This is a genomic window from Vibrio sp. OY15 (assembly GCF_000742455.1).
GTDB lineage: Bacteria > Pseudomonadota > Gammaproteobacteria > Enterobacterales > Vibrionaceae > Vibrio > Vibrio alginolyticus.
In genome coordinates, this window is the sequence record NZ_JPIL01000001.1 from 689,272 (window position 1) to 709,592 (window position 20,321).

A 20,321-nucleotide genomic window follows, 5' to 3' on the forward strand; every position below is an offset into this window, starting at 1 on the left:
TCCTAGTATTTCCAAGTGAATCTGTCCTATGTTTGCTTGGAGGTATTTAGGAAGTTAGTTACGATGAACTACCATGAATTGCACCGTTTCTCCATTATCCAAGATGTGTTAAACAATAAGTTAAAGTGCCGAGAAGCCACATCCATTCTTGGAATAAGCTACCGGCACTTGTCTCGCATACTTTATGCCGTAGCAGAACCTCAACCTAGCCCAAATCACGCAGCACATCAGATTGTGATGGGAAACGGTAAGGTAACTGCGATGATTGATGCAAAATTACAAATGTTCGAATTTGGTATAGGTATTAATGATGCAATTAATGGTGTTTGGTTACCTAGATCCAGTGCTTATAAAGATCACTACACTACTCCAAAAGCTCCACCTCATTCACGAATACATGGTACAAATTATCAGAACTGGATTGGCACGCTTGGAAGAATTAGGCATAGTGAAAATGTATTTAAGTCCACACTGCTTAACTGCTGAAAAAGCAAATACAAGAAAGCAAATACAAGATAGTTCTCATCCTGAGAAAATTCTTGAGAAGAAAGATGCTAACTGGAAACCTACTGTATGACTGTATACAAATTAAAAAGTAAACCTCGAGAATTTAAGGTCTTAGAGCATGACCCTTATAAGCGAGCTCTCGATTCAGATGACTTTAAGTTGTTAAGACGACTTCGAAGAGCCCCTGTTGATTCAACCAGCTTGAGAGATGTTTGGGTAAATGAATATGCAACATTTACTCAACACTTTAAATTTGCTGAAGCAATCCCAGACATATCTAAATGGAGAACATTTCTTGTCTTGAGAGAAAATGCATATCAGGTAGTACGAGATGTAATTGATTCTGACGGTGAGTTCTTACCGATTACAATCGATGATGAAAGTTTTACCGTGTTCAACGTGATGTCCTTTGGAGAAGAAGACAAGCAGAAAATCAAATTTGAAGACATTGACGGAGAACAAGGATTATTAGAGAAACTGGCATTTATAGAAAGCGATCTTTCAAATAAATATGTCTTTAAATCAAAAGATGAAGGTTGTACGTCAATTTATTGTGATGACAAACTCATATCGTTATGTGAAGAGCACAATTTAAAGGGGCTTTCGTTCGATACAAATCTACTCGATGTATTTGAAGATTGATTCATCAGAATTTTTGTATTAGTTCAGACTAGATCTGAGACTCCAATTTGAAAAGAAGAGAGTTACCCACTTTGATTAAAGGTGCTTAATCACTAATCAAGGACAATAAGAGGTAACTCTCATGCTTCATACTAACAATCCAATCATCAAACACAAAGCTGGCCTTCTCAATCTGGCTTCGTAATGGACCTAGAAAGCTTCAAAAAGCGCCTTATTGCGTTAGAAACACAGGTCGCTGAGAACGGTATCATTCTAACGGAAGAGCAAGTTGCAGCCCTTGAACGCAAGAAGCATGATGACGAGGCTTGCGGTGAGATAGAAACAGCGCATCCAGGCTACCACGGCTCTCAAGACACGTTTTATGTTGGCAACCTTAAAGGTGTTGGACGCATCTACCAGCAGACGTTCGTTGATACCTACAGCAAAATCACCTTCGCTAAACTCTACGAGACAAAAACACCAATCACCGCTGCAGATATGTTGAATGATAAGGTTTTACCGTTCTTCGAGGCGCATGAGCTACCAATGCTGCGAATATTGACTGGCCGAGGCACTGAATACTGTGGTCGTGTTGAACAACGTGATTACCAGCTCTATCTGGCCATTAATGATATCGACCACACTAAAACTAAAGCGATGTCACCACAGACAAATGGTATCTTCGAACGCTTCCACAAGACCATATTGAATGAGTTCTACCAAGTGACGTTCAGAAAGAAACTGTATGGCTCAATGGAAGAATTACAGAAAGATCTGGACGAATGGATGGACTACTACAATATCATCGTACTCATCAAGGAAAAATATGCTGTGGCAGAACGCCAATAGAGACATTAGAGGATGGGAAATCAATCTGGGCTGAAAAGAATCTAGCCCAGATATAATCTGACAGGCACCGAGTCGAAAAGTGGGTAAGTGTCAGATCAGGTATCAATTAGTACACTTTAAGATTATCAGGCTCCTTGCGGAGCCTTTTTACATCATTTTCTTTAGTGCTCTAGCATATTTTAATACTTGCCCCGCGGCTTCTAAGTCTGTTAATGCTCCAATCTCTAACAAAGCAATTCCTGTCAAAATTTGTTGAGCTGTCACCAATTGGCCAGAATGTCATCCTAAGATTAACAACATTGTTTTCTTTTGAAGCTTTAACCGAGGTTTCTGTGGGCTTGCAATCGCTAGTTTGGTTTGTGGTTATGCTTACGAAGCAAATCAAATCTCTTATTGAAAATTGATGCGCGCTTAGTCCCCGACTTACTGGCGTGTCCTTCCGTAAGCACCTGAATCAATCTATGTATGGTGATGATGGCCAACTCACTGAATTTGCCACTCAATGGCATCACGATTACTAACTTAAGCGCTACCAAACAAAAAAGCCTTTCATACTCGCCTCGTACAACAGCAAAAATCAGCTAAACGCTCTAATCGCTCCGCAACGAAATCTGCCAAAAATCACGAGCTCAGTTGCGTTCTGAAACATTTATAAGCCTGTGGTTATATGGAGGCGAATGTACTTTTCGGGGTATTTGTAACGATAGCGTTTTCCTTTCTTCAAGTTGGACTTAACGTACCTACACACTTTTTGGTCACCACTGCTGGTTACTCTTTTTATTACTGCGTTTTTACTTTTGTGCTCCATTTCTATCATGACGTCACAATAACCTTGATAGCCATCAAACTTATTGTCTACTTTCTTTTGAAGCTTAGTCTTAATCTTTTTAGCCAACAGGTTCGTTTCTGAATCGTCAGCAAAAACTGAATTACTTGCAAAGATCAATACCATTAAAGTTACAACGTATCTCATCGTTTTGGTCCGTTTATGTTGTTGATTGTTCGATGATAAGTAATTTTTCTGTAGATACGAAAATGGGACGCCACATTGCGTCCCATTTAACATGATGAAGTAACTGATATGTAATTAAGCGCGCTTCTTGCCTTTGTTTGCTTTGAAGCCCTGATGCGGAAAAACGTTACGAATCCTCTGTTGAACTTTTTTGGGAATGCCTTTGGAAAAGCTTAAGCGCATTCCTGTCCGTTGGCTATACACCTTCATTTCACCAGTAAACGGGTTATGCTCACTAATATCCTGTAAGTTGTGTTTGAAAGAAGGAGGTAGATGCCCTTTTACGTTACTAATATGGCCATTATCGAACTTTACTTTTAACACCGGCCTATCGACTGCGATCAACCAGAAGATCACGATGGCTGCAATTAAGATTACATATAACATTTGGCACTCCCTATCCTAGCTAGATAGCAATTTACTCAAATCCTCTTTAATTGAGGTAACTTTTTGACTCGCTTTTTCACTTCTCGACGCTTCGGAAAGCAAATATTCAATTGCGTCAGATAACGTACAACCAAGTTCATTCGCTCTACTAGAAAGCTTTTCCCAAACTCGGTAATCTAAATCAATGGATTTCTTCTTTGTATGGACTTGCTCTGCATTGAAGTGACGTTTCCGTTTCGCTCGGATAGCCTGCTTGAGTTTATTATCTAACTCTTCTGACATGTGGTTTTCTATCCAAGCTAAGACAAGTGTAGGCTCGTGTTCAAGGCGTTTTAGTTCTGCGACCGCTGCATCTGCTTCGCTTGTATCAATATGTCGGGTAATCGCTTCACCATCTTTCCATTTTTTGATGAGATACTTCCATTTCCACCCACATTCTAGATTCTCAAGCTGCTGATATTTCATTTGTTCCGACCCATAAACACAACCTAGTGACAGCGTAACCCAGATGGTTTACTTGGGCAAATAAAACTCTTAGAAGTATCGATGTTGATCACTCATTTGTCTAAGTATTGTTCATTGAGAGATGAATGCCGAGAGCAAACCAAATTGGTGCTAGGGTGTTATAGTCCGTTTCGTTATAATGTCGGCAAGATTGAATTACGATGAATTTTAATGAACCAACTTAATTGGCAAGACGTAACACCTTCACTTGAGCAGTACGAAGCACTTTTAAAGTCTGCACCTTCGTTACCAAAGAAGTCTTTTACTGAGCTCCAACCGAGAATGTCGGCAACGATATCTCGTTTTTCAAAAATTTCTGGATTGACGCGAGTACTACTCATTAACTGCGTAGATAATTCTGTCTATAGAGAGTTCATCAGTAAAGCTCTTCAGAGCCAGTCTAACGCTGCGATTGTTTTGTCGGAATCACTTGATGCCAAACGCTTATTTGACCGTTACAGTGTCGATTTAAGTGGTGATATTGCCTTCCAACCTGGCTTAATTTCACAGGCAGATAGCGGTTACTTAATTGTACCGGCTAATCTAATTTTGGCTAACCCAGGACTTTGGCCAAATATAAAGTCTGCAATTCAACAAAACCTTATCGAGCCACTGAACCTAAGCCCTACTCGTTTACCTACTTCAGTACCGCAAGCTAAAGCTTATGATGTAAAACTGATTGTAACAGGAGAAAGAAGTCAGTTAGCAGAGCTAGAATACATCGATGAAGACTTCTGTTCTGGCTTTGCCATGTATACGGAAGTTGAAGAAGATATTCATCTGTCAGAGCAGAATTTGACAGATTACTTTGGTTTGGTGAACTGGATATGTTCTCAATATCAGCTGCCTCACTTAACCGAATGTGGTTTTAGAAGATTGTTGCTGGCCGGTATGAGATTTACTGAAGATCAACATTATCTGCCTTTAGGAGTAATGTGGCACTCTCAACTTCTAACGCTTGCCAGCCAGTTCAGTGGTGGCCGAGCATTAGATTACAAGTCGTTAGATAAAGCGATTGACGACAAGTATTACCGAGAATCTTACCTTCCTCAGCGTGCCGTGTACGATATTTTAGATGGCCAAGTCATCATTGAGACAACTGGGGAACAAGTTGGTCAAATCAATGGCCTAACCGTTATTGATATGGCTGGGCACCCTGTCAGCTATGGTGAGCCTGCACGAATATCTTGTGTAATTCATTTTGGTGATGGCGATGTTTCCGATGTTGAGCGCAAAGCTGAGCTTGGAGGCAATCTACATGCAAAAGGCATGATGATTATGCAAGCTTTCTTGAGCTCTGCTCTGAAACTGGATGAACCACTGCCTTACTCTGCCTCCATCGTATTTGAACAGTCTTATAGTGAAGTTGATGGTGACAGTGCATCTCTTGCAGAACTTTGTTGCTTGGTGAGTGCTTTATCTGAATCTCCAATTAATCAACAAGTTGCTGTTACAGGAGCTGTTGATCAGTTTGGTCGAGTGCAAGCCGTCGGTGGCTTGAACGAAAAAATTGAAGGCTTTTATCAGGTTTGTAAACATCAAGGTTTTACAGGAAATCAAGGTGTTGTGATGCCAAAATCAAACCTTAAACACCTTGCATTACATAAAGATGTAATAGAAAGCATTAAAAATGGTGAGTTCCATATTTGGTCCGTTTCTACCGTAGATGAAGCTATTCCGATTGTAATGAATAAACCTTTTAGAGGTGAAGACGATAGCATTATTGGCAAAATAGCGGAACGTATTGAAAACTTTGAAAGACATGAGCATCCAGAAGGAATTGTGCAGCGCATCAAAAACTGGTTTGTCTAGTACTGATCGGAGTTGTTTAGCGTACACGTGTTCACTAAGATGCAGCTATCAAAAATTGGAGTAATTGATAATGCAAAACAAACGTGATTCTTATAACCGTGACGATCTACTTGCTTCTAGCCAAGGCGAACTGTTTGGGCCTGGTTACCCTCAGCTTCCTGCGCCAAACATGCTAATGATGGATCGTGTTACTAAAATGTCTGAGACTGAAGGCGATTTTGGTAAAGGTTTGATCTTGGCGGAATTGGATATTACTCCAGATTTGTGGTTCTTTGACTGCCACTTCCCTGGCGACCCTGTAATGCCGGGTTGTCTTGGCCTTGATGCGATGTGGCAACTTGTTGGTTTCTTCCTTGGCTGGGTTGGTGGCAAAGGAAAAGGTCGTGCTCTGGGTGTTGGCGAAGTGAAGTTTACAGGTCAGATCCTGCCAACAGCGAAAAAAGTGACGTACGAAATCCACATGAAACGCGTTGTAAACCGTAAGCTTGTGATGGGTTTGGCTGACGGTCGTGTATGTGTGGACGGCAAAGAAATCTACGTAGCAAAAGATTTGAAAGTTGGCTTGTTCCAAGATACTTCAAGCTTCTAATCTCGATTTTAATCGATTTATTAAGGCTCCTATTTAGGAGCCTTTTTGTTATCCAGTGTTAACCTACTTCCCTATGTCCCTATAATGTAGAAAAGGCTCCGTAGAGCCCTTTCGAATCCTTCTTTTTGTATGTGGAGAGTTTATTTGTAGAGACCAGATTGTCTTTCATCTCTGGCATCACGCCAACCACCTAACCAATACGACCGAGCATCAACTTGTTGATATGGGCAAGCCTCTTGAGACCTTCCATTCAACCCAGCTTTGTAGCCTTGAGATTGAGCTCGTTCTAGGCGATCACGCTTTTGTCTCTTCATAGTTAATTCCTCATACAGGTCCATTTACTAACGTACAGCTGTTATTGTGAAACTTTGATGGAGTTTTTATGACTCCACTTATAAGAATCGATCAAAGTAGGCAATTTCTCAAGGCATAAAAAAAGCAGAGACTCAAATGTGTGAGCCTCTGCTTGATTTAAAAATTACTGACGATTTTTAACTATTTTCTACGGAACCCAAACAATCCAAGCATGGTCAAAGCTAACCAACCAAGGCCTGCACCTTGACGCTCTGTCGTCGTTGAGTCAATGCTTCGAGATACGATGTCGTCCTTAGTTGCGTCAGCAATAGGTACTAGTTTGACTGCTACAATTTGCTCTTCAGAGCTACATGTCGCATTGTTTGCTGTTGTGCTATAACCACCTGCACATTTCATAGCAGTACCAGAGATCACACCTGCATCATTAATATCAGTTGCGTCGATAATACGGAACTGATTGTTTTGTTCAGAGTAATCACCGCCATTAGTCAAACTGTCTAGGAACCAAGCTTTTCCATTAAACAATGTTGCAGCACGTTCACTAGTCTCGCCACCTAGGCTATATGGATAGATAAAACCGCGCTTACGACGTGGCTTGCCATCGTCTTCACGAGTCGTTTCCGCATCAAGTTGCCCGACGATTTCATTGTAAGAGTTGATACCGCCCATCTTACCGCCCGCACCGCTAAAGAAAATGCCAGTAGTTGGGTAAAAAGCGCTAATAGAATCCTTACGAACATCATCTACGATAAAGAGACGATTCGGAGCAGAGCCCGTTGGCATTAAGTATCCGCCCGAACGTTTCGCTTCACCAATAGCAACAAAATTAGAGTTAACGTCGGTTAATCGTGAGTTTGTATGAACCGTATCATCACCTTCGCGCTGTCTAGCTCCTACAACAACTTTATTTTTCCAAGTTGCGTTTTCAACGCTACCTTCGGCTTCTAGAGTTCCGACAAAAACAGTCGCATTCAGGTAGTTATCATCACTGTAAGTGTTGTAACCTACGCCATAGACCGTAGTTCCATCAGTGACAAGGTCACGCATGCTCCCTTGAGCTAACCTTTCTCCATCTTTAGATGTGCCACTTGGCCAAGCCAATTCACTGACGGTTCCGCTTTGATCCCAAATCGCTGCTTTTGATGTATGGTGAGATCCATTGGTATTGCTTGCTGTTCGAGAAACACTGCCAACAGTAAAAATGCCGTCTGTGCTCCAAGCATGGCTTTGCACAACACTTGCGTCACTATCGCCAGTAAGAATATTTGGCTCTACTGGTGCAACTACGGTATTTCGTGTTTCTAATGTAGAAGCATTTTCTGTGCTAACTTTACTCTGATTACCGACAGCTGCACCATCCTCGGTAAGCTGGTTGATAACATTGTTATATTCATTTTTATAAGCAGCAGAATCTTCTTCTATGAACGCTAACGCATTAGAAGTAAAGTCTTTACTACGTTCTTTATTCCACGGCGTCCAGTTTACTGAGGCCCAAGAGTCACAGGTGGAATAGCGAAGCTGGTTGTAACAGTAACGCTCAAAGTCTTTGAGTTCTTGGATGTAATAAAAGCCAGCGTCTAATCCGAATGGGATTTCTTCACGATAGCTGTTCCCATCCACGGCTTGTGTCGCTGAAATCGGTGTAGTGCGAGTTTCCATTGCAAGTTTAAACTGCTCTGGCGTGCAGTTTGCTGCTGCATCAAAGCAGCCTAAAGCGAAAGGTGAACCTGTTGAAGGATCTGTACCTGCATCGCCCTGTTGAATTGCAACCCCGTAAGCCGTTTGGTAGTCACCGTTTGAACCATGATCCTGAGGTGAAACCTCAACAACTTGATACAATGCCGCCTGTGCGTTCATTGTGGTACCAACCATCATTGCAATGGCGGTCAATTTGAATTTATTACTACAATTCATTGAATTCTTAACTATCCTGTTGCATTGCTTCGAGTTCTTCCCATCTCTCGAATGCGATTTCCAACTCCTGCTCTAGTGCAGCAAGCTGTTCCAATACCGGCTGAGTTTGCTCTACAGGTTTAGCAAAGAACTCTGGATCGTTCACTTGCTCCTGAAGGCTCTCGATATCCGACTCTAATTGTTCAAGTTTAGCTGGTAGAGCCTCTAATTCTCTTTGCAGCTTATACGATAACTTCTTCGAATTGTTCTTAGGTTGCGTAGTTTTGGGAGTTTCCTCAACCACTTTCTCTTTCTTCGTTGGTTTTTCAACCTGACTGCGCGAAGCAAGAACTTGGTCACGCTGTTGTTTAGCATCATGATAACCACCAACGAACTCTTCGATTATACCGTTACCCTCAAAAATCCAGCTTGTTGTTACTGTGTTGTCTACGAACTCACGGTCGTGACTCACTAACAATAATGTACCCTGATAATTGGCAAGCATTTCTTCTAAAAGTTCCAACGTTTCGATATCCAAATCGTTAGTTGGTTCATCAAGAATAAGTAAGTTGTTTGGTTTCAACAAGATACGGGCTAGCAATAATCGGTTTTTCTCACCACCAGAAAGTGCCTTAACCGGGGTTCTGGCGCGCTTAGGTGCAAATAAGAAGTCTTGAAGATAACTCAGCGCATGACGCTGACGTCCCCCAACCATTACTTCTTGTTTCCCATCCGCTAAGTTATCGATCACTGTCTTTTCTGGATCCAAAATCTCTCGGTACTGATCAAAGTACGCGACTTCTAATTTTGTTCCGCAGTGTAAACGACCAGACTGCGCTTCCAATTGCCCCAATAGCAATTTAAGTACCGTACTCTTACCGCAGCCATTTGGTCCGATAAGTGCAATACGGTCACCACGCATGATGTTAAAGCTAAAGTCGTCGACAATTGTCTTGCCTTCGTAAGCAAAAGATACATTTTCTGCTTCAAATACAATCTTACCAGAACGAGAAGCATCATCGATGTTTAGGTTAACTTTACCTTGAACTTCACGACGGTCACGACGCTCTTCACGAAGTTTTTTAAGGGCTCGAACACGGCCTTCATTACGAGTACGACGTGCTTTAATGCCTTGACGAATCCACACTTCTTCCTGAGCTAGTTTCTTATCGAACTCAGCATTCTGCATTTCTTCGACGCGAAGCATTTCTTCTTTGTCATTCAAATACTGTTCGTAATTACCAGGGAAAGAAGCTAATTGACCGCGATCTAAGTCGACGATGCGTGTCGCCATCGACTTGATGAATGCACGGTCGTGAGAAATAAAGATGATCGAGCCTTTGAAGTCTTTTAAGAAGTTCTCTAACCATTCGATCGTTGTCACATCGAGATGGTTTGTTGGTTCATCAAGAAGCAATACATCAGGATCACAAACCAGCGCACGAGCTAAAGCAGCTTTACGTTGCCAGCCACCGGATAGATCGGTCAGTTTGGTTTCAGGGCTTAGTTTTAAAGCGCCAAGTACGTTCTTAACACGGTCATCAAAGCGCCAAGCATTAGAATGATCAAGCTGCTCTTGAACTTTCGCCAAACGGTTAATGTTCTTCTCACTTGGGTCTTGAGCAACAAGATCGAGAAGATCGTGATAAATCTTCAATTGTTCGCCGATTTCAGCCAAACCGCCAGATACGTATTCGTAAACCGTACCCTCTTGATTGCGCGGTGGATCTTGTTCAAGCCGAGAAACTACTACGTCTTGAGTTATTTGAATCTTGCCATCATCCAACAAAATGTCGCCGGCAAGCACTTTCATTAACGTGGACTTACCTGCTCCGTTACGACCAACTAAACAAACGCGTTCGTTTTCTTGAAGAGCGAACTCCGCTTTGTCTAGCAATGGGTGGTCACCAAATGCAAGTTGTGCGTTATGAATGGTAAGTAATGCCATTATTATCCAACCAATGTGTGAGTTGTTCTAAGTCAAACGGCCAGTTCAACTCAGAATCTTGATATTTTAATACGGGTATTGTGACGCCGTAACGAGAAAATAGTACATCATCAAACGCAATATCAATGATATCTGTTTGCTCGGCCAAACCGACTTGGTCTACTAGAGCAAATGCCATCTCACAAAGATGGCATCCCTCCGTGCTATACAATATCAGCACGTATTAATCCTTTTGTTTATACTACGCGTGCGTTACTAGCCAACAGTTATGAATCTGTTTATTACGCGCAAAATCTAATGGTAACGTTTGAGAAGAAATATTCTGAACCTTCAAACCCAATTCAGCGAGTGATTCTTCATCCATCTTGAAGTGACGTTTGTTATTTGAAAATACGATTGTGCCTTCACTTCTCAGTAAGCGTTTGAGGTTCTTCATTAGCTTAATGTGGTCACGTTGTACATCGAATGATGTTTCCATACGCTTAGAGTTAGAGAACGTAGGTGGGTCAATAAAGATCAAGTCGTACTCACCTTTTGCGTTTTCTAGCCATTGCAAACAGTCCGCTTGTTCATATTTATGTTGGCGCCCTACACAGCCATTAAGCTGCATATTGTCTTTCGCCCAGTTCAAGTAGGTGTTTGACATATCGACAGTTGTAGTGGAACGCGCACCACCAACTGCAGCGTGCACTGTTGCACTACCAGTGTAAGCAAACAAGTTAAGGAAATCTTTACCCAGTGCCATTTCGCCAAGACGACGACGAGTGATCTTATGATCCAAGAACAGGCCTGTGTCTAGGTAGTCATGAAGGTTCACGATCAGCTTCACACCGTACTCGTTTACTTCGAGCGTCTCTGATACCTGACCTAATTTTTGGTACTGGCTTCGACCTTTCTGCTTCTCACGAACTTTCAGTACAACTTTGTTCGCTTCGACACCGGTCACCTGAATCGTCGCACGGATAATGTCCGTTAGACGACGCTTGGCTTTTTCTTCAGGGATGTTCTTAGGTGCTGCGTACTCTTGAATCACAATTTGATCGCCGTACACGTCGATCGCTACGTTATATTCTGGAAGGTCTGCATCGTAGATACGGTAGCAGTCTAGTTTCTCTTTGCGCGCCCACTTGCCAATCTTGCCAATGTTTTTCTTCAAACGGTTTGAGAAGTCTGGTGCGATTTGAACGTTAGTATCTGCACCTTTAACTTCATCAGCGCTGCGCTCGGCAATGCTGTAGTTCTTTTGGTGACACGGTAACGCACCATTGTTCAATTTAAACTGTTTATCAGCGCGCATACGAAGGCAACTCAAGAGCTCGTCTGAGCTAGAGAAGATAGATGCTTTACATCCGCCAAACTCAGATTTTAGCTGTCCACCGAATGCGGTATAGAGCGCAATCAGCCCCGGCTCAGTTCCTAGACGCTCACCGTAAGGTGGGTTTGAAACGATAACACCGTGTTCAAATCCTGCGGGACGAGTAATAGTTGCAGCATCACCTTGCGCAAACTCAATCAACTCTTCAACACCTGCTCTGCGGGCGTTTTCTTGAGCGACTTTTAATACTTTGGGGTCGTTATCGAATCCAAAAAACTTAGCGTCAACTTTCTTGACACCCCGTCTAGCTTGAACATTAGCCTCTGATTTAATCTCAGCCCAGGTCTCCGGTTCAAAGTCTTCCAAAACTTCGAAGCCCCATTGTTTGCGCTTAACGCCAGGTGCCATGTTGGCTGCCATCATTGCCGCTTCAATAAGCAAAGTACCAGAACCACACATTGGATCGAGTAATGGTTGATGCCCATCCCAGCCACAACGCATGATAATCGCAGAAGCAAGCGTTTCACGTAATGGCGCACGACCCGATTCTGGTCGATAACCACGCTGATGAAGACCACTACCTACCATGTCTATCCCAAGCAACGCTTTATCTTTATGCAAACGAACGTGAATACGAATATCTGGGCGTTCTTTGCTGATATTAGGACGTGGCAAGCCTTTATTCTCAAAGCAATCTACGATGCCATCTTTGACCTTCATAGCCCCGTATTGGCTATTTCTAATCTCACGGTTTGTGCCGTTAAAGTCCACAACAAAGCGTTTAGAGCTATGAAATTGGTTAACCCAGTTAATAGTGGAAGTGGATAGATACAAGTCCATGTCGTTGTTACACGTGAACTCAGATAAAACACGTACAAATCGAGACGCTAAACGGCTCCACAAACAACAGCGATAAACCTGTTCGTTTGTCGCTTTAAATTTTACGCCTGCCTGTACTGGTTTCGCATTTTCAATGCCTAGTTTAGTCAGTTCTTCAACAAGCAAATTTTCCATGCCATTTGAAGTTACCGCGAGATATTGATTCATAGTGTTCTTTCGCTGATAAAAAATGGCTTCAATTATACCTGACTTTACGATCAATGCCTCGTTTTTAAAGGTATTTTCCCACCCGTTAGTTCAAATCATCACCACTCAAATGATCTAAAACTTTCAACATCTTTAGTTTGAATGTTTTTCATTCATGAACGTATTTTGTTTCCTTTAGAAGAAGTGAATACTTATTTACATGCGTTTTGGTATATACCAGTCAGGATTGGTTGATGTAAATTACTTACAAATACCCTTTATAGGGGAATAAATAGGGTTGTTTTAGGCGCTAGGTTGCCTAATTAAAGGAGTAATCAAATTGAAATAAGTAAAATAAAAGTGACCAGCTTCATGTTTGCATGCATAGAAAACAAACAGTTTCATGGTCTTTCGGATTGGAGTGTCAGAGGAAAGGACAAAAAAAATCGACCCAATAAGGTCGATTAAGGCAAACAAAGGAACGAAATAAAGAAAAATGAAACAGCTTTAACCCACCATTGCCATAGGGGTCATTGCAAAGAGGTGGTTTGCACAAGCCATGCGATCATGCATTACTTTAATCGGCTGCCCAAATTGAAGCGCCTTATTGCCATCAAGAACAAAGGCTTCTTGGTTAACATAAGCACATAAGCTCGATGTTTCGCCTGGTTCTAGAACGATGAACATACCATCAGAATATTGATTTGTGAGAAAGACCATGTCCCCTTCTTGAGGTTCATAATCAGAGGACTGTGCATCAAAGAACCAGCTCTTAGGCTGTACAGGTTTATGAAAACGCTTTGCAGCAACACAATACAGTGTTAATTCAGCTTGGCGATATTCACTGATATCGAGACAGCGAATGCGCTCATTAAACGTTTGAAATGCGCTGGCGTCATCAACGGTAAATTCACTGTTTGAGAAGGCACAGTTAACCAACAATTTTCGGGATAGATTGGTTTGGAAAATCATTTCCTCCCCCAGATCCAGCATTAAGCAAGCTTTTTGCTCGTCAAAATACCAATTCCATTTGTCGCTGGGTTTAAGCATTATTCCGTTCTCTCTTGACTAGTTAAATCAGTGGTAAAGAGGTAAGACGCTTAATTACCTACTCGTGATTTTTAAATTCTACAAACGAACGGATAAAAAAAAAGAGGAAACAAAGTCCTCTTTTTTATGTAACAGGTACTGATTTTTCAGTAGTTTTTGATGTATATGTTAAAGATTCTTAACAATATCACGTACGAGACCTGGGCCGTGGTAAATAAAGCCAGTGTAGACTTGAACAAGTTTAGCGCCTGCCATGATCTTTTCTTTGGCTGCAACATAGGAATCTACACCACCAACACCGATAATTGGAAGTTTGTCTCCAAGCTCTTCATGAAGCTTACGTACGACCTCCGTAGAGCGTGATTGCACAGGGCGACCACTCAAGCCACCTGCCTCATTGGCGTGTTTCATCCCTTCTACGATCGTGCGATCCAAAGTTGTGTTAGTCGCGATCACACCATCTATATTGTTTTTCAATAAAGAATCGCAGATTTGGCAGATTTCATCGTCACTTAAATCTGGCGCAATCTTTAATGCTAACGGGACATACTTGTTGTATTTCTCTGATAACTCCGCTTGTTTCGCTTTTAATTCGGAAAGCAGTTCATCAAGCGCTTCACCATATTGAAGTGAACGAAGACCTGGAGTGTTTGGCGATGAGATGTTTACTGCAATATAGCCAGCATACTCATACACTTTTTCCATACAAATCAGGTAGTCCTCTGCCCCTTTTTCAATTGGCGTATCTTTATTTTTACCGATATTAATTCCGAGAACACAATTGAATTTTGCTCGTTTAACATTCTCGATCAAATTATCAACGCCTAGGTTATTAAAGCCCATGCGGTTGATGATCCCCTCTGCTTCCACTAAACGGAATAAGCGTGGTTTATCATTACCTGGTTGTGGTCGTGGCGTTACAGTGCCGACTTCGACAAAGCCAAAGCCCATGGCATCAAATGCTTCAATACATTCGCCGTTTTTATCTAAACCAGCCGCAAGACCAACAGGGTTACGGAATGTTAGACCCATACACTCAACTGGACGAGTTGGTAACTGTTGGCGGTAAAAGAGATCAAGTGGTGTGCCGTTAAAGCGTTGGAAGTTCTTGATTGCAAGATCATGTGCCTTCTCGGCATCGAGTTGGAAAAAGCCAGTTCTGGCTAGACGGTAAAGCATTGTGCCTCCGAAAGAAAAAAGCCCCGTATAAACGGGACAATATTATTTACCGTTTTTCATCGTAATTCAATGAAAATGAACGTAATAAGTAAAAACCTATATCTTTATAAGATTTTCAAATATAAAACAAACAATTACAATCAAGTTTCTGCGATAAAAATCGTAACTAACCGCTTAAAAGCAATCGATTTCACTCTGTTTTAATTTCAACTCAATGTGACAATGTAACTATTTTCGTTCCAAATGTGAATAATAGATAATAAAAAGCCCCGTTAAATAACGAGGCTTTTACTTATGACTTGATTATTCCACTACTCTTTCGATGAGCAGTTGAGGTTTAAAAGTACTAGCTCTCGAAGTGCTACAGAGAACTTAGCAAATTCGTGTACTGAGCCAACTTTGAACTCGTTTAAGATACTCTCCCAGCGGTGCAACGATTGCTCGTTAGTTTCAATCCAATCTTCTAACGCAGCCATCACGTCAAGCTCTTCGGTTGAGCAGCCACAAGTCAGTACCTGAGCGGTAAGTTGACGTTGTTGCCAGTCCAGATCTTCACGGAATGCCGCTCTTGCAAGTGCTTGCCAGTTGTTATCAACGGCTTGGCTATTAATTTGCTTCAAGAACCAATGCAACGATAAACGGTCACCCAAGTTAAAGTAGAGTTTCGATGCTTGCTCAACCGTTTTACCTGTTTCACTTGCTACTGATGAAATATCCAGTGCAGATTGTAAGCTTGATAAGCGGGCAACTTGGTGAGCGAGTTTCTCTTCAACCCCTTTCTCTATCCAACCTTGAGCCAACTCATTGTGTTCTTCAACTTCAGACTCAACTAACATAGTGTCTAGGGTTTCAGTGATAACATTGACATCTTGCTTGTAGATAGCAATCAACTCACCGACCGTGCATTTGCCGCTACGGTTACGAAGCAACCAGCGTGCAATTCGACGCAGTGCTCGGCGCACGTAAAACATAATTTCGTATTGAGCTTGCGCTGTCGCAACGTTATCAAGTTTGCGAGTTTGCATGAGGATTGCTTCTAAATCAAAGATTTCTCTAGCCGCACTGTAAGCGTTGGCAATATCGACAACACTTGCACCAGTTTCTTCTTGCAAACGAGTAACGAAGTTACAGCCCATTTCATTAACCATCTGGTTAGCCAATGCTGTAGCGATAATTTCAGCTCGCAGTGGGTGATTAACCATTTGATCTTTATAGTTACGTCGTAACGCACTTGGGAAATATTCAACAAGTTGTTTTGCATGGAATTCATCATTTGCGATTTCATCCGTAACAAGTTGCTGTTTAAGTACCATTTTACCGTAGGCAACTAACACTGATAGCTCAGGGCGAGTCAGACCTAGTCCCTGTTTTTCACGCTCGATTAGCGTTTCATCATCAGGAATGTATTCGAGAGCACGGTCCAAGTACCCTGCTTTCTCCATAGTGTGGATGAATCGAATTTGCTCCTTAACAATGCCAACACCTTGCTGTTCAGTAACAGAGATCGACTCCGACTGACGGTAAGCATCATCCAAGACAATTTCACCCACTTCGTCTTCCATAGACTCTAGAATTTGGTTACGTTGCTTAACCGTAAGATCACCATTTGAAACCAGTCCATTGAGGAAGATCTTGATGTTGACTTCATTATCCGAACAGTCAACGCCACCTACGTTATCAACGAAGTCCGTGTTCACTCGACCGCCAGTTAGTGCGTATTCGATACGACCAAGCTGAGTCATACCCAAGTTACCACCTTCGCCAACCACTTTGGCTCTTAAGTCACGGCCGTCAATGCGCAGCATGTCGTTAGCACGGTCACCAACATCTGTATGAGTTTCTGTTGATGATTTAACGTAAGTGCCGATACCACCGTTCCAAAGAAGATCGACTTTCATTTTCAAGATCATCTTTATCAGATCGTTAGGCGCTAAAGATGCTTTCTTCGTACCTAACATTTTCTGAATTTCTGGCGTCAACTGGATCGATTTTGATCGACGAGAGAAGATGCCACCACCTTGAGAGATCAAGTCTTTGTTGTAATCTTCCCAGCTTGATCTTGGCAAATTAAACAAGCGGTTACGCTCTTCCCAGCTGCTGGCTGAATCTGGATTTGGATCAATAAAGATGTGCATGTGGTTAAACGCAGCTTGCAATCGAATATGCTTCGATAACAGCATACCGTTACCGAACACGTCACCTGCCATATCACCTACACCGATTGCAGTAAAATCAGTGGTCTGACAGTTGATGCCCATTTCACGGAAGTGACGTTTAACAGATTCCCAACCACCTTTTGCGGTGATTCCCATTGCTTTGTGATCGTAACCGTTTGAACCACCTGAAGCGAATGCGTCACCTAGCCAGAAGTTGTATTCTGCAGAAACAGAGTTTGCCAAATCTGAGAAGGTTGCTGTGCCTTTATCGGCAGCCACTACTAGATATGGGTCATCTTCATCGTGACGAACAACGTTTTGTGGTGGTACCACCTCTCCTTCAATGATGTTATCTGACACATCTAGCAGTGCACGGATAAAGCGTTTGTAACAACGCTGACCTTCCGCAAAAATTTCATCACGAGTGGTGAGAGATGGCTGGCGTTTACAAACGAAGCCGCCTTTTGCACCAACTGGTACAATTACAGTGTTCTTAACCTGTTGCGCTTTTACTAAGCCAAGAATCTCCGTACGGAAGTCTTCTTGACGATCTGACCAACGCAAACCACCACGAGCCACTTTTCCACCACGAAGGTGAACACCTTCAATATCTGGTGCGTAAACAAAGATCTCGAATGCAGGTACAGGCTGCGGAATCTCAGGAATATCGCTTGGCTTCATTTTCAAAGATAACCAAGGCTTAGGCTGCTTATTCTCGTCTACTTGGTAGTAGTTGGTACGAAGCGTCGCCATGATCATTTCAATATAACGACGAATAATACGATCATCATCCAAGCTCTCTACACGATCCAACTGCTCTGTTAGCTTTTTAATTAGATCGTTTTGGCCTTTCTCGCTGCCTTTGTGTTTCGGATCAAATCGCTTGGTGAACAGCTTGACTAGACCTGTCGCTAAGTCTGGGTAGTGGCTTAGCGTGTCTTCGATGTACTGCTGACTGAATGGGAAGCCGACTTGGCGCATGTATCGTGCGTAAGCGCGAAGAATGGAAATCTCACGGCCAGATAAAGACGCACCTAATAACAATCGGTTGAAACCATCACTTTCAAGATTACCCGCCCAAATGGCAGCAAATGCTTGTTGGAAACGATCACGAGCTTCACGAAGGTCAACGGTTTTCTCGCTCTTATGCAGCATAGAGAAGTCAAGGATCCAGAAAGTCTGACCGTTGTTTTTCTCGATCTCATATGGCGATTCGCCAATCACACGCAAACCAAGGTTTTCCAACATCGGCATTACGTCAGAAAGGTGAATTGGTTCATCGCGATGATATAACTTTAAGCGGACAGCTTTGGAATCTGCTCCCTCTTCTTGAGGTCGGTAGAACAACATACCAAGTTTATTATCATCACTTAACGCTTCTAAGCGCTCGATATCTGCAACCGCAGAACCTGGCATCATGTCCTCTTTGTATGAGCGAGGGAACGCACTCATATATTCTTTTGAAAGAGGAAGGCCTTTACTTTCACCAAAGTTAGCAATGATGGATTCTTTTAGTCTGTCATCCCAAGAGGTAGAAACTTCCATTAGATTTTGCTCGATCTTTTTCACGTCTACGTCAATGTTGTTATTGTCTACACGAACAATGTAATGTGTTCTCGCTAGTGGGCTTTCTGAGAAGTACGTTGTAAATTCAACCTCTTGCTCGCAACCAAAGTACTGCTTAAGAATGCGTTGAGTTTGACGACGCAATTCTGTGTTGTAACGATCTTTAGTGACATAAACCATGCAACTGAAGAAACGACCAAATGGGTCTTTACGAACAAACAAACGCAGCAAGTCACGATCTTGCATTTGTACAACACCCATTCCCACCTCAAGCAGCTCTTCTTCATTAGCTTGAAGCAACTCGTCGCGTGGGTAGTTTTCTAAGATATTGTGCAATGCTTTGTATGAGTATGATCCGTGACGGTATCCACTTGCTTCAAGGATACGGTCAACTTTTTCACGGATCAAAGGAATACTTTGTACCGCTTGGTTGTAAACGGCGGAGGTATATAAACCAGTAAAGCGATGCTCACCTATTACTTTACCGTTTTCATCAAACTTCTTAATACCGATGTAATCAGTATAAGCTGGACGGTGGATACGAGATGCTTTGTTACCTTTGGTGATGATCAGAGCGTATGGTTTTTTCGCTTCTAATCGCGCTGAATCTGATAATTCAGAGAGCTTGACGCTACGCACGCGCTTGTCATCAGCAAACAGACCTAGTCCTTTTTCTTTAGCAGGAACAAGTTCGGTATCACCATTGACCTCTTTTAAGTCATAATCTTTATAACCCATAAAGGTAAAGTTATGATCTTCTAGCCAACGAAGAAATGCGATCGTTTCATCCATACGATCAGTTTGGATAGAAACACGATCTTTATTTTTCTCAAGTTCATCAGTAACAAACTTAAGCTTATCAACCATCTGCTTCCAGTCATCAACGACTAAGCGAGTATCAGATAGAATTCTTAACAGCTCTTCTTTAAGCGCTTGCATCTCGTCTTTACTAGTAAGGCGGTCTACCTCTATGTGGAAAAGTGATTGAAGAACACCACCCTCACCGTTTACGTCTGTAACTTGGCCTTTTTTATCACGTTGAATCTGTGTTGGGTTATTCAACATTAGGTGACAAACAAGATCCAAACGTGCTAAAGCCATTTTGACTGAGTCCACTAAGAATGGACTATCTGGAACAACAATTTCTACGATTGTGTGTGTGGATTGCCAGCCTTGACGACTTACGGTCGGGTTAAATACTCGAACCGAAATCTCTTCTGGTTTTTTTTCATTGATATGGTGCCAAAGGCTAACGACAGCACCATAAAGGTCGGATTCGTTTCGCTGAATTAGATCATCATCAGCAATGTTACTGAATAAGTGTTGAGCAAGTTTAGTTACAAGCGTTTGGTGAGAAAGCTCGAGTTTGTCTTGAATCAGTTGGTAAACCTTTTCAAGCAGAACCGGCACTACATTTTCACGCGCGGTCATATTCACACTCCACATTAGAATTGTTGTTTTGTAGGGGGACTTAGTAGCTAGGTTGTTACCTTAGAAACTAAGCATAGGTAATGCATGTGCCCATTGTAAAAGCATAATTACAAATGTTTAACAACTAATCGTAGTGGTAAGAGGTGAAATGTCCGATTCTG

At 42.2% G+C, this 20,321-nt stretch carries 15 protein-coding genes and 2 pseudogenes; 5 read left to right on the top strand and 12 right to left on the bottom strand.

Going from position 1 to position 20,321, the window contains the following annotated elements; genetic code table 11:
* Positions 1 to 63 precede the first annotated feature (63 nt).
* The 3 genes and pseudogenes from IJ23_RS23850 to IJ23_RS03075 form a co-directional block, all read left to right on the top strand.
* On the top strand, positions 64 to 486 hold the full coding sequence (locus IJ23_RS23850; RefSeq protein ID WP_081107520.1) for an AHH domain-containing protein: 423 nt from the start codon (positions 64 to 66) through the stop codon (positions 484 to 486).
* An 87-nt stretch (positions 487 to 573) separates the two neighbouring features.
* Entirely contained in the window at positions 574 to 1,149 is a 576-nt protein-coding gene (locus tag IJ23_RS03070; protein ID WP_050550050.1) for a hypothetical protein, read from the top strand.
* A gap of 167 nt (positions 1,150 to 1,316) precedes the next feature.
* Positions 1,317 to 2,033, top strand: a pseudogene (locus IJ23_RS03075) (integrase core domain-containing protein); the annotation flags it as partial.
* A gap of 91 nt (positions 2,034 to 2,124) precedes the next feature.
* Here IJ23_RS03075 and IJ23_RS25515 read toward each other — a convergent pair.
* The 4 genes and pseudogenes from IJ23_RS25515 to matP form a co-directional block, all read right to left on the bottom strand.
* Positions 2,125 to 2,253 (bottom strand): annotated as a pseudogene (locus IJ23_RS25515) (regulator); the annotation flags it as partial.
* Positions 2,254 to 2,626: 373 nt separating this feature from the next.
* The gene (locus tag IJ23_RS03085; protein WP_025766620.1) at positions 2,627 to 2,950 is read right to left on the bottom strand and encodes a hypothetical protein; all 324 of its coding nucleotides are present in this window, start codon (positions 2,948 to 2,950) and stop codon (positions 2,627 to 2,629) included.
* A gap of 114 nt (positions 2,951 to 3,064) precedes the next feature.
* Positions 3,065 to 3,376 carry a DUF3634 family protein gene (locus IJ23_RS03090; RefSeq protein WP_005377468.1) on the bottom strand — a complete coding sequence of 104 codons (312 nt, stop codon included), beginning with the start codon at positions 3,374 to 3,376 and terminating at the stop codon, positions 3,065 to 3,067.
* A gap of 15 nt (positions 3,377 to 3,391) precedes the next feature.
* On the bottom strand, positions 3,392 to 3,841 hold the full coding sequence (gene matP / locus IJ23_RS03095) for a macrodomain Ter protein MatP (RefSeq protein WP_005396497.1): 450 nt from the start codon (positions 3,839 to 3,841) through the stop codon (positions 3,392 to 3,394).
* 210 nt (positions 3,842 to 4,051) lie between these two features.
* On the opposite strand from matP, the gene IJ23_RS03100 reads away from it, so the two are divergent.
* Positions 4,052 to 5,692: an AAA family ATPase gene (locus IJ23_RS03100; RefSeq protein ID WP_033905317.1), complete on the top strand. Its 1,641-nt coding sequence runs from the start codon at positions 4,052 to 4,054 to the stop codon at positions 5,690 to 5,692.
* 70 nt (positions 5,693 to 5,762) lie between these two features.
* Entirely contained in the window at positions 5,763 to 6,281 is a 519-nt protein-coding gene (gene fabA / locus IJ23_RS03105) for a bifunctional 3-hydroxydecanoyl-ACP dehydratase/trans-2-decenoyl-ACP isomerase (protein ID WP_005390081.1), read from the top strand.
* Positions 6,282 to 6,421: 140 nt separating this feature from the next.
* Here fabA and rmf read toward each other — a convergent pair whose 3' ends face one another.
* The 8 genes from rmf to IJ23_RS03145 form a co-directional block, all read right to left on the bottom strand.
* Positions 6,422 to 6,595, bottom strand: coding sequence for a ribosome modulation factor (gene rmf / locus IJ23_RS03110; protein WP_005377453.1), 174 nt, complete (start codon positions 6,593 to 6,595; stop codon positions 6,422 to 6,424).
* A gap of 181 nt (positions 6,596 to 6,776) precedes the next feature.
* On the bottom strand, positions 6,777 to 8,510 hold the full coding sequence (locus tag IJ23_RS03115; RefSeq protein ID WP_033905318.1) for a DUF3466 family protein: 1,734 nt from the start codon (positions 8,508 to 8,510) through the stop codon (positions 6,777 to 6,779).
* 7 nt (positions 8,511 to 8,517) lie between these two features.
* Entirely contained in the window at positions 8,518 to 10,437 is a 1,920-nt protein-coding gene (locus tag IJ23_RS03120) for an ABC transporter ATP-binding protein (RefSeq protein WP_005377449.1), read from the bottom strand.
* Positions 10,415 to 10,657: a glutaredoxin family protein gene (locus IJ23_RS03125; RefSeq protein WP_017821808.1), complete on the bottom strand. Its 243-nt coding sequence runs from the start codon at positions 10,655 to 10,657 to the stop codon at positions 10,415 to 10,417. The genes IJ23_RS03120 and IJ23_RS03125 overlap by 23 nt, the downstream gene beginning before the upstream one ends.
* A 21-nt stretch (positions 10,658 to 10,678) precedes the next feature.
* Positions 10,679 to 12,799 carry a bifunctional 23S rRNA (guanine(2069)-N(7))-methyltransferase RlmK/23S rRNA (guanine(2445)-N(2))-methyltransferase RlmL gene (rlmKL, locus tag IJ23_RS03130; protein WP_033905319.1) on the bottom strand — a complete coding sequence of 707 codons (2,121 nt, stop codon included), beginning with the start codon at positions 12,797 to 12,799 and terminating at the stop codon, positions 10,679 to 10,681.
* Positions 12,800 to 13,285: 486 nt separating this feature from the next.
* Positions 13,286 to 13,828: a cell division protein ZapC gene (locus IJ23_RS03135; protein ID WP_005377444.1), complete on the bottom strand. Its 543-nt coding sequence runs from the start codon at positions 13,826 to 13,828 to the stop codon at positions 13,286 to 13,288.
* Positions 13,829 to 13,996: 168 nt separating this feature from the next.
* Positions 13,997 to 15,007 carry a quinone-dependent dihydroorotate dehydrogenase gene (gene pyrD / locus IJ23_RS03140; protein ID WP_017634281.1) on the bottom strand — a complete coding sequence of 337 codons (1,011 nt, stop codon included), beginning with the start codon at positions 15,005 to 15,007 and terminating at the stop codon, positions 13,997 to 13,999.
* A gap of 311 nt (positions 15,008 to 15,318) precedes the next feature.
* The gene (locus tag IJ23_RS03145; RefSeq protein WP_033905320.1) at positions 15,319 to 20,160 is read right to left on the bottom strand and encodes an NAD-glutamate dehydrogenase; all 4,842 of its coding nucleotides are present in this window, start codon (positions 20,158 to 20,160) and stop codon (positions 15,319 to 15,321) included.
* Positions 20,161 to 20,321 lie beyond the last annotated feature (161 nt).

Excerpts from the sequence above, each read along its gene's own strand:
- IJ23_RS23850 (WP_081107520.1), top strand. The coding sequence starts at position 64 with ATGAACTACCATGAATTGCACCGTTTCTCCATTATCCAAGATGTGTTA.
- IJ23_RS03070 (WP_050550050.1), top strand. The coding sequence starts at position 574 with ATGACTGTATACAAATTAAAAAGTAAACCTCGAGAATTTAAGGTCTTA.
- IJ23_RS03085 (WP_025766620.1), bottom strand. The coding sequence starts at position 2,950 with ATGAGATACGTTGTAACTTTAATGGTATTGATCTTTGCAAGTAATTCA.
- IJ23_RS03090 (WP_005377468.1), bottom strand. The coding sequence starts at position 3,376 with ATGTTATATGTAATCTTAATTGCAGCCATCGTGATCTTCTGGTTGATC.
- matP (WP_005396497.1), bottom strand. The coding sequence starts at position 3,841 with ATGAAATATCAGCAGCTTGAGAATCTAGAATGTGGGTGGAAATGGAAG.
- IJ23_RS03100 (WP_033905317.1), top strand. The coding sequence starts at position 4,052 with ATGAACCAACTTAATTGGCAAGACGTAACACCTTCACTTGAGCAGTAC.
- fabA (WP_005390081.1), top strand. The coding sequence starts at position 5,763 with ATGCAAAACAAACGTGATTCTTATAACCGTGACGATCTACTTGCTTCT.
- rmf (WP_005377453.1), bottom strand. The coding sequence starts at position 6,595 with ATGAAGAGACAAAAGCGTGATCGCCTAGAACGAGCTCAATCTCAAGGC.
- IJ23_RS03115 (WP_033905318.1), bottom strand. The coding sequence starts at position 8,510 with ATGAATTGTAGTAATAAATTCAAATTGACCGCCATTGCAATGATGGTT.
- IJ23_RS03120 (WP_005377449.1), bottom strand. The coding sequence starts at position 10,437 with ATGGCATTACTTACCATTCATAACGCACAACTTGCATTTGGTGACCAC.
- rlmKL (WP_033905319.1), bottom strand. The coding sequence starts at position 12,799 with ATGAATCAATATCTCGCGGTAACTTCAAATGGCATGGAAAATTTGCTT.
- IJ23_RS03135 (WP_005377444.1), bottom strand. The coding sequence starts at position 13,828 with ATGCTTAAACCCAGCGACAAATGGAATTGGTATTTTGACGAGCAAAAA.
- pyrD (WP_017634281.1), bottom strand. The coding sequence starts at position 15,007 with ATGCTTTACCGTCTAGCCAGAACTGGCTTTTTCCAACTCGATGCCGAG.
- IJ23_RS03145 (WP_033905320.1), bottom strand. The coding sequence starts at position 20,160 with ATGACCGCGCGTGAAAATGTAGTGCCGGTTCTGCTTGAAAAGGTTTAC.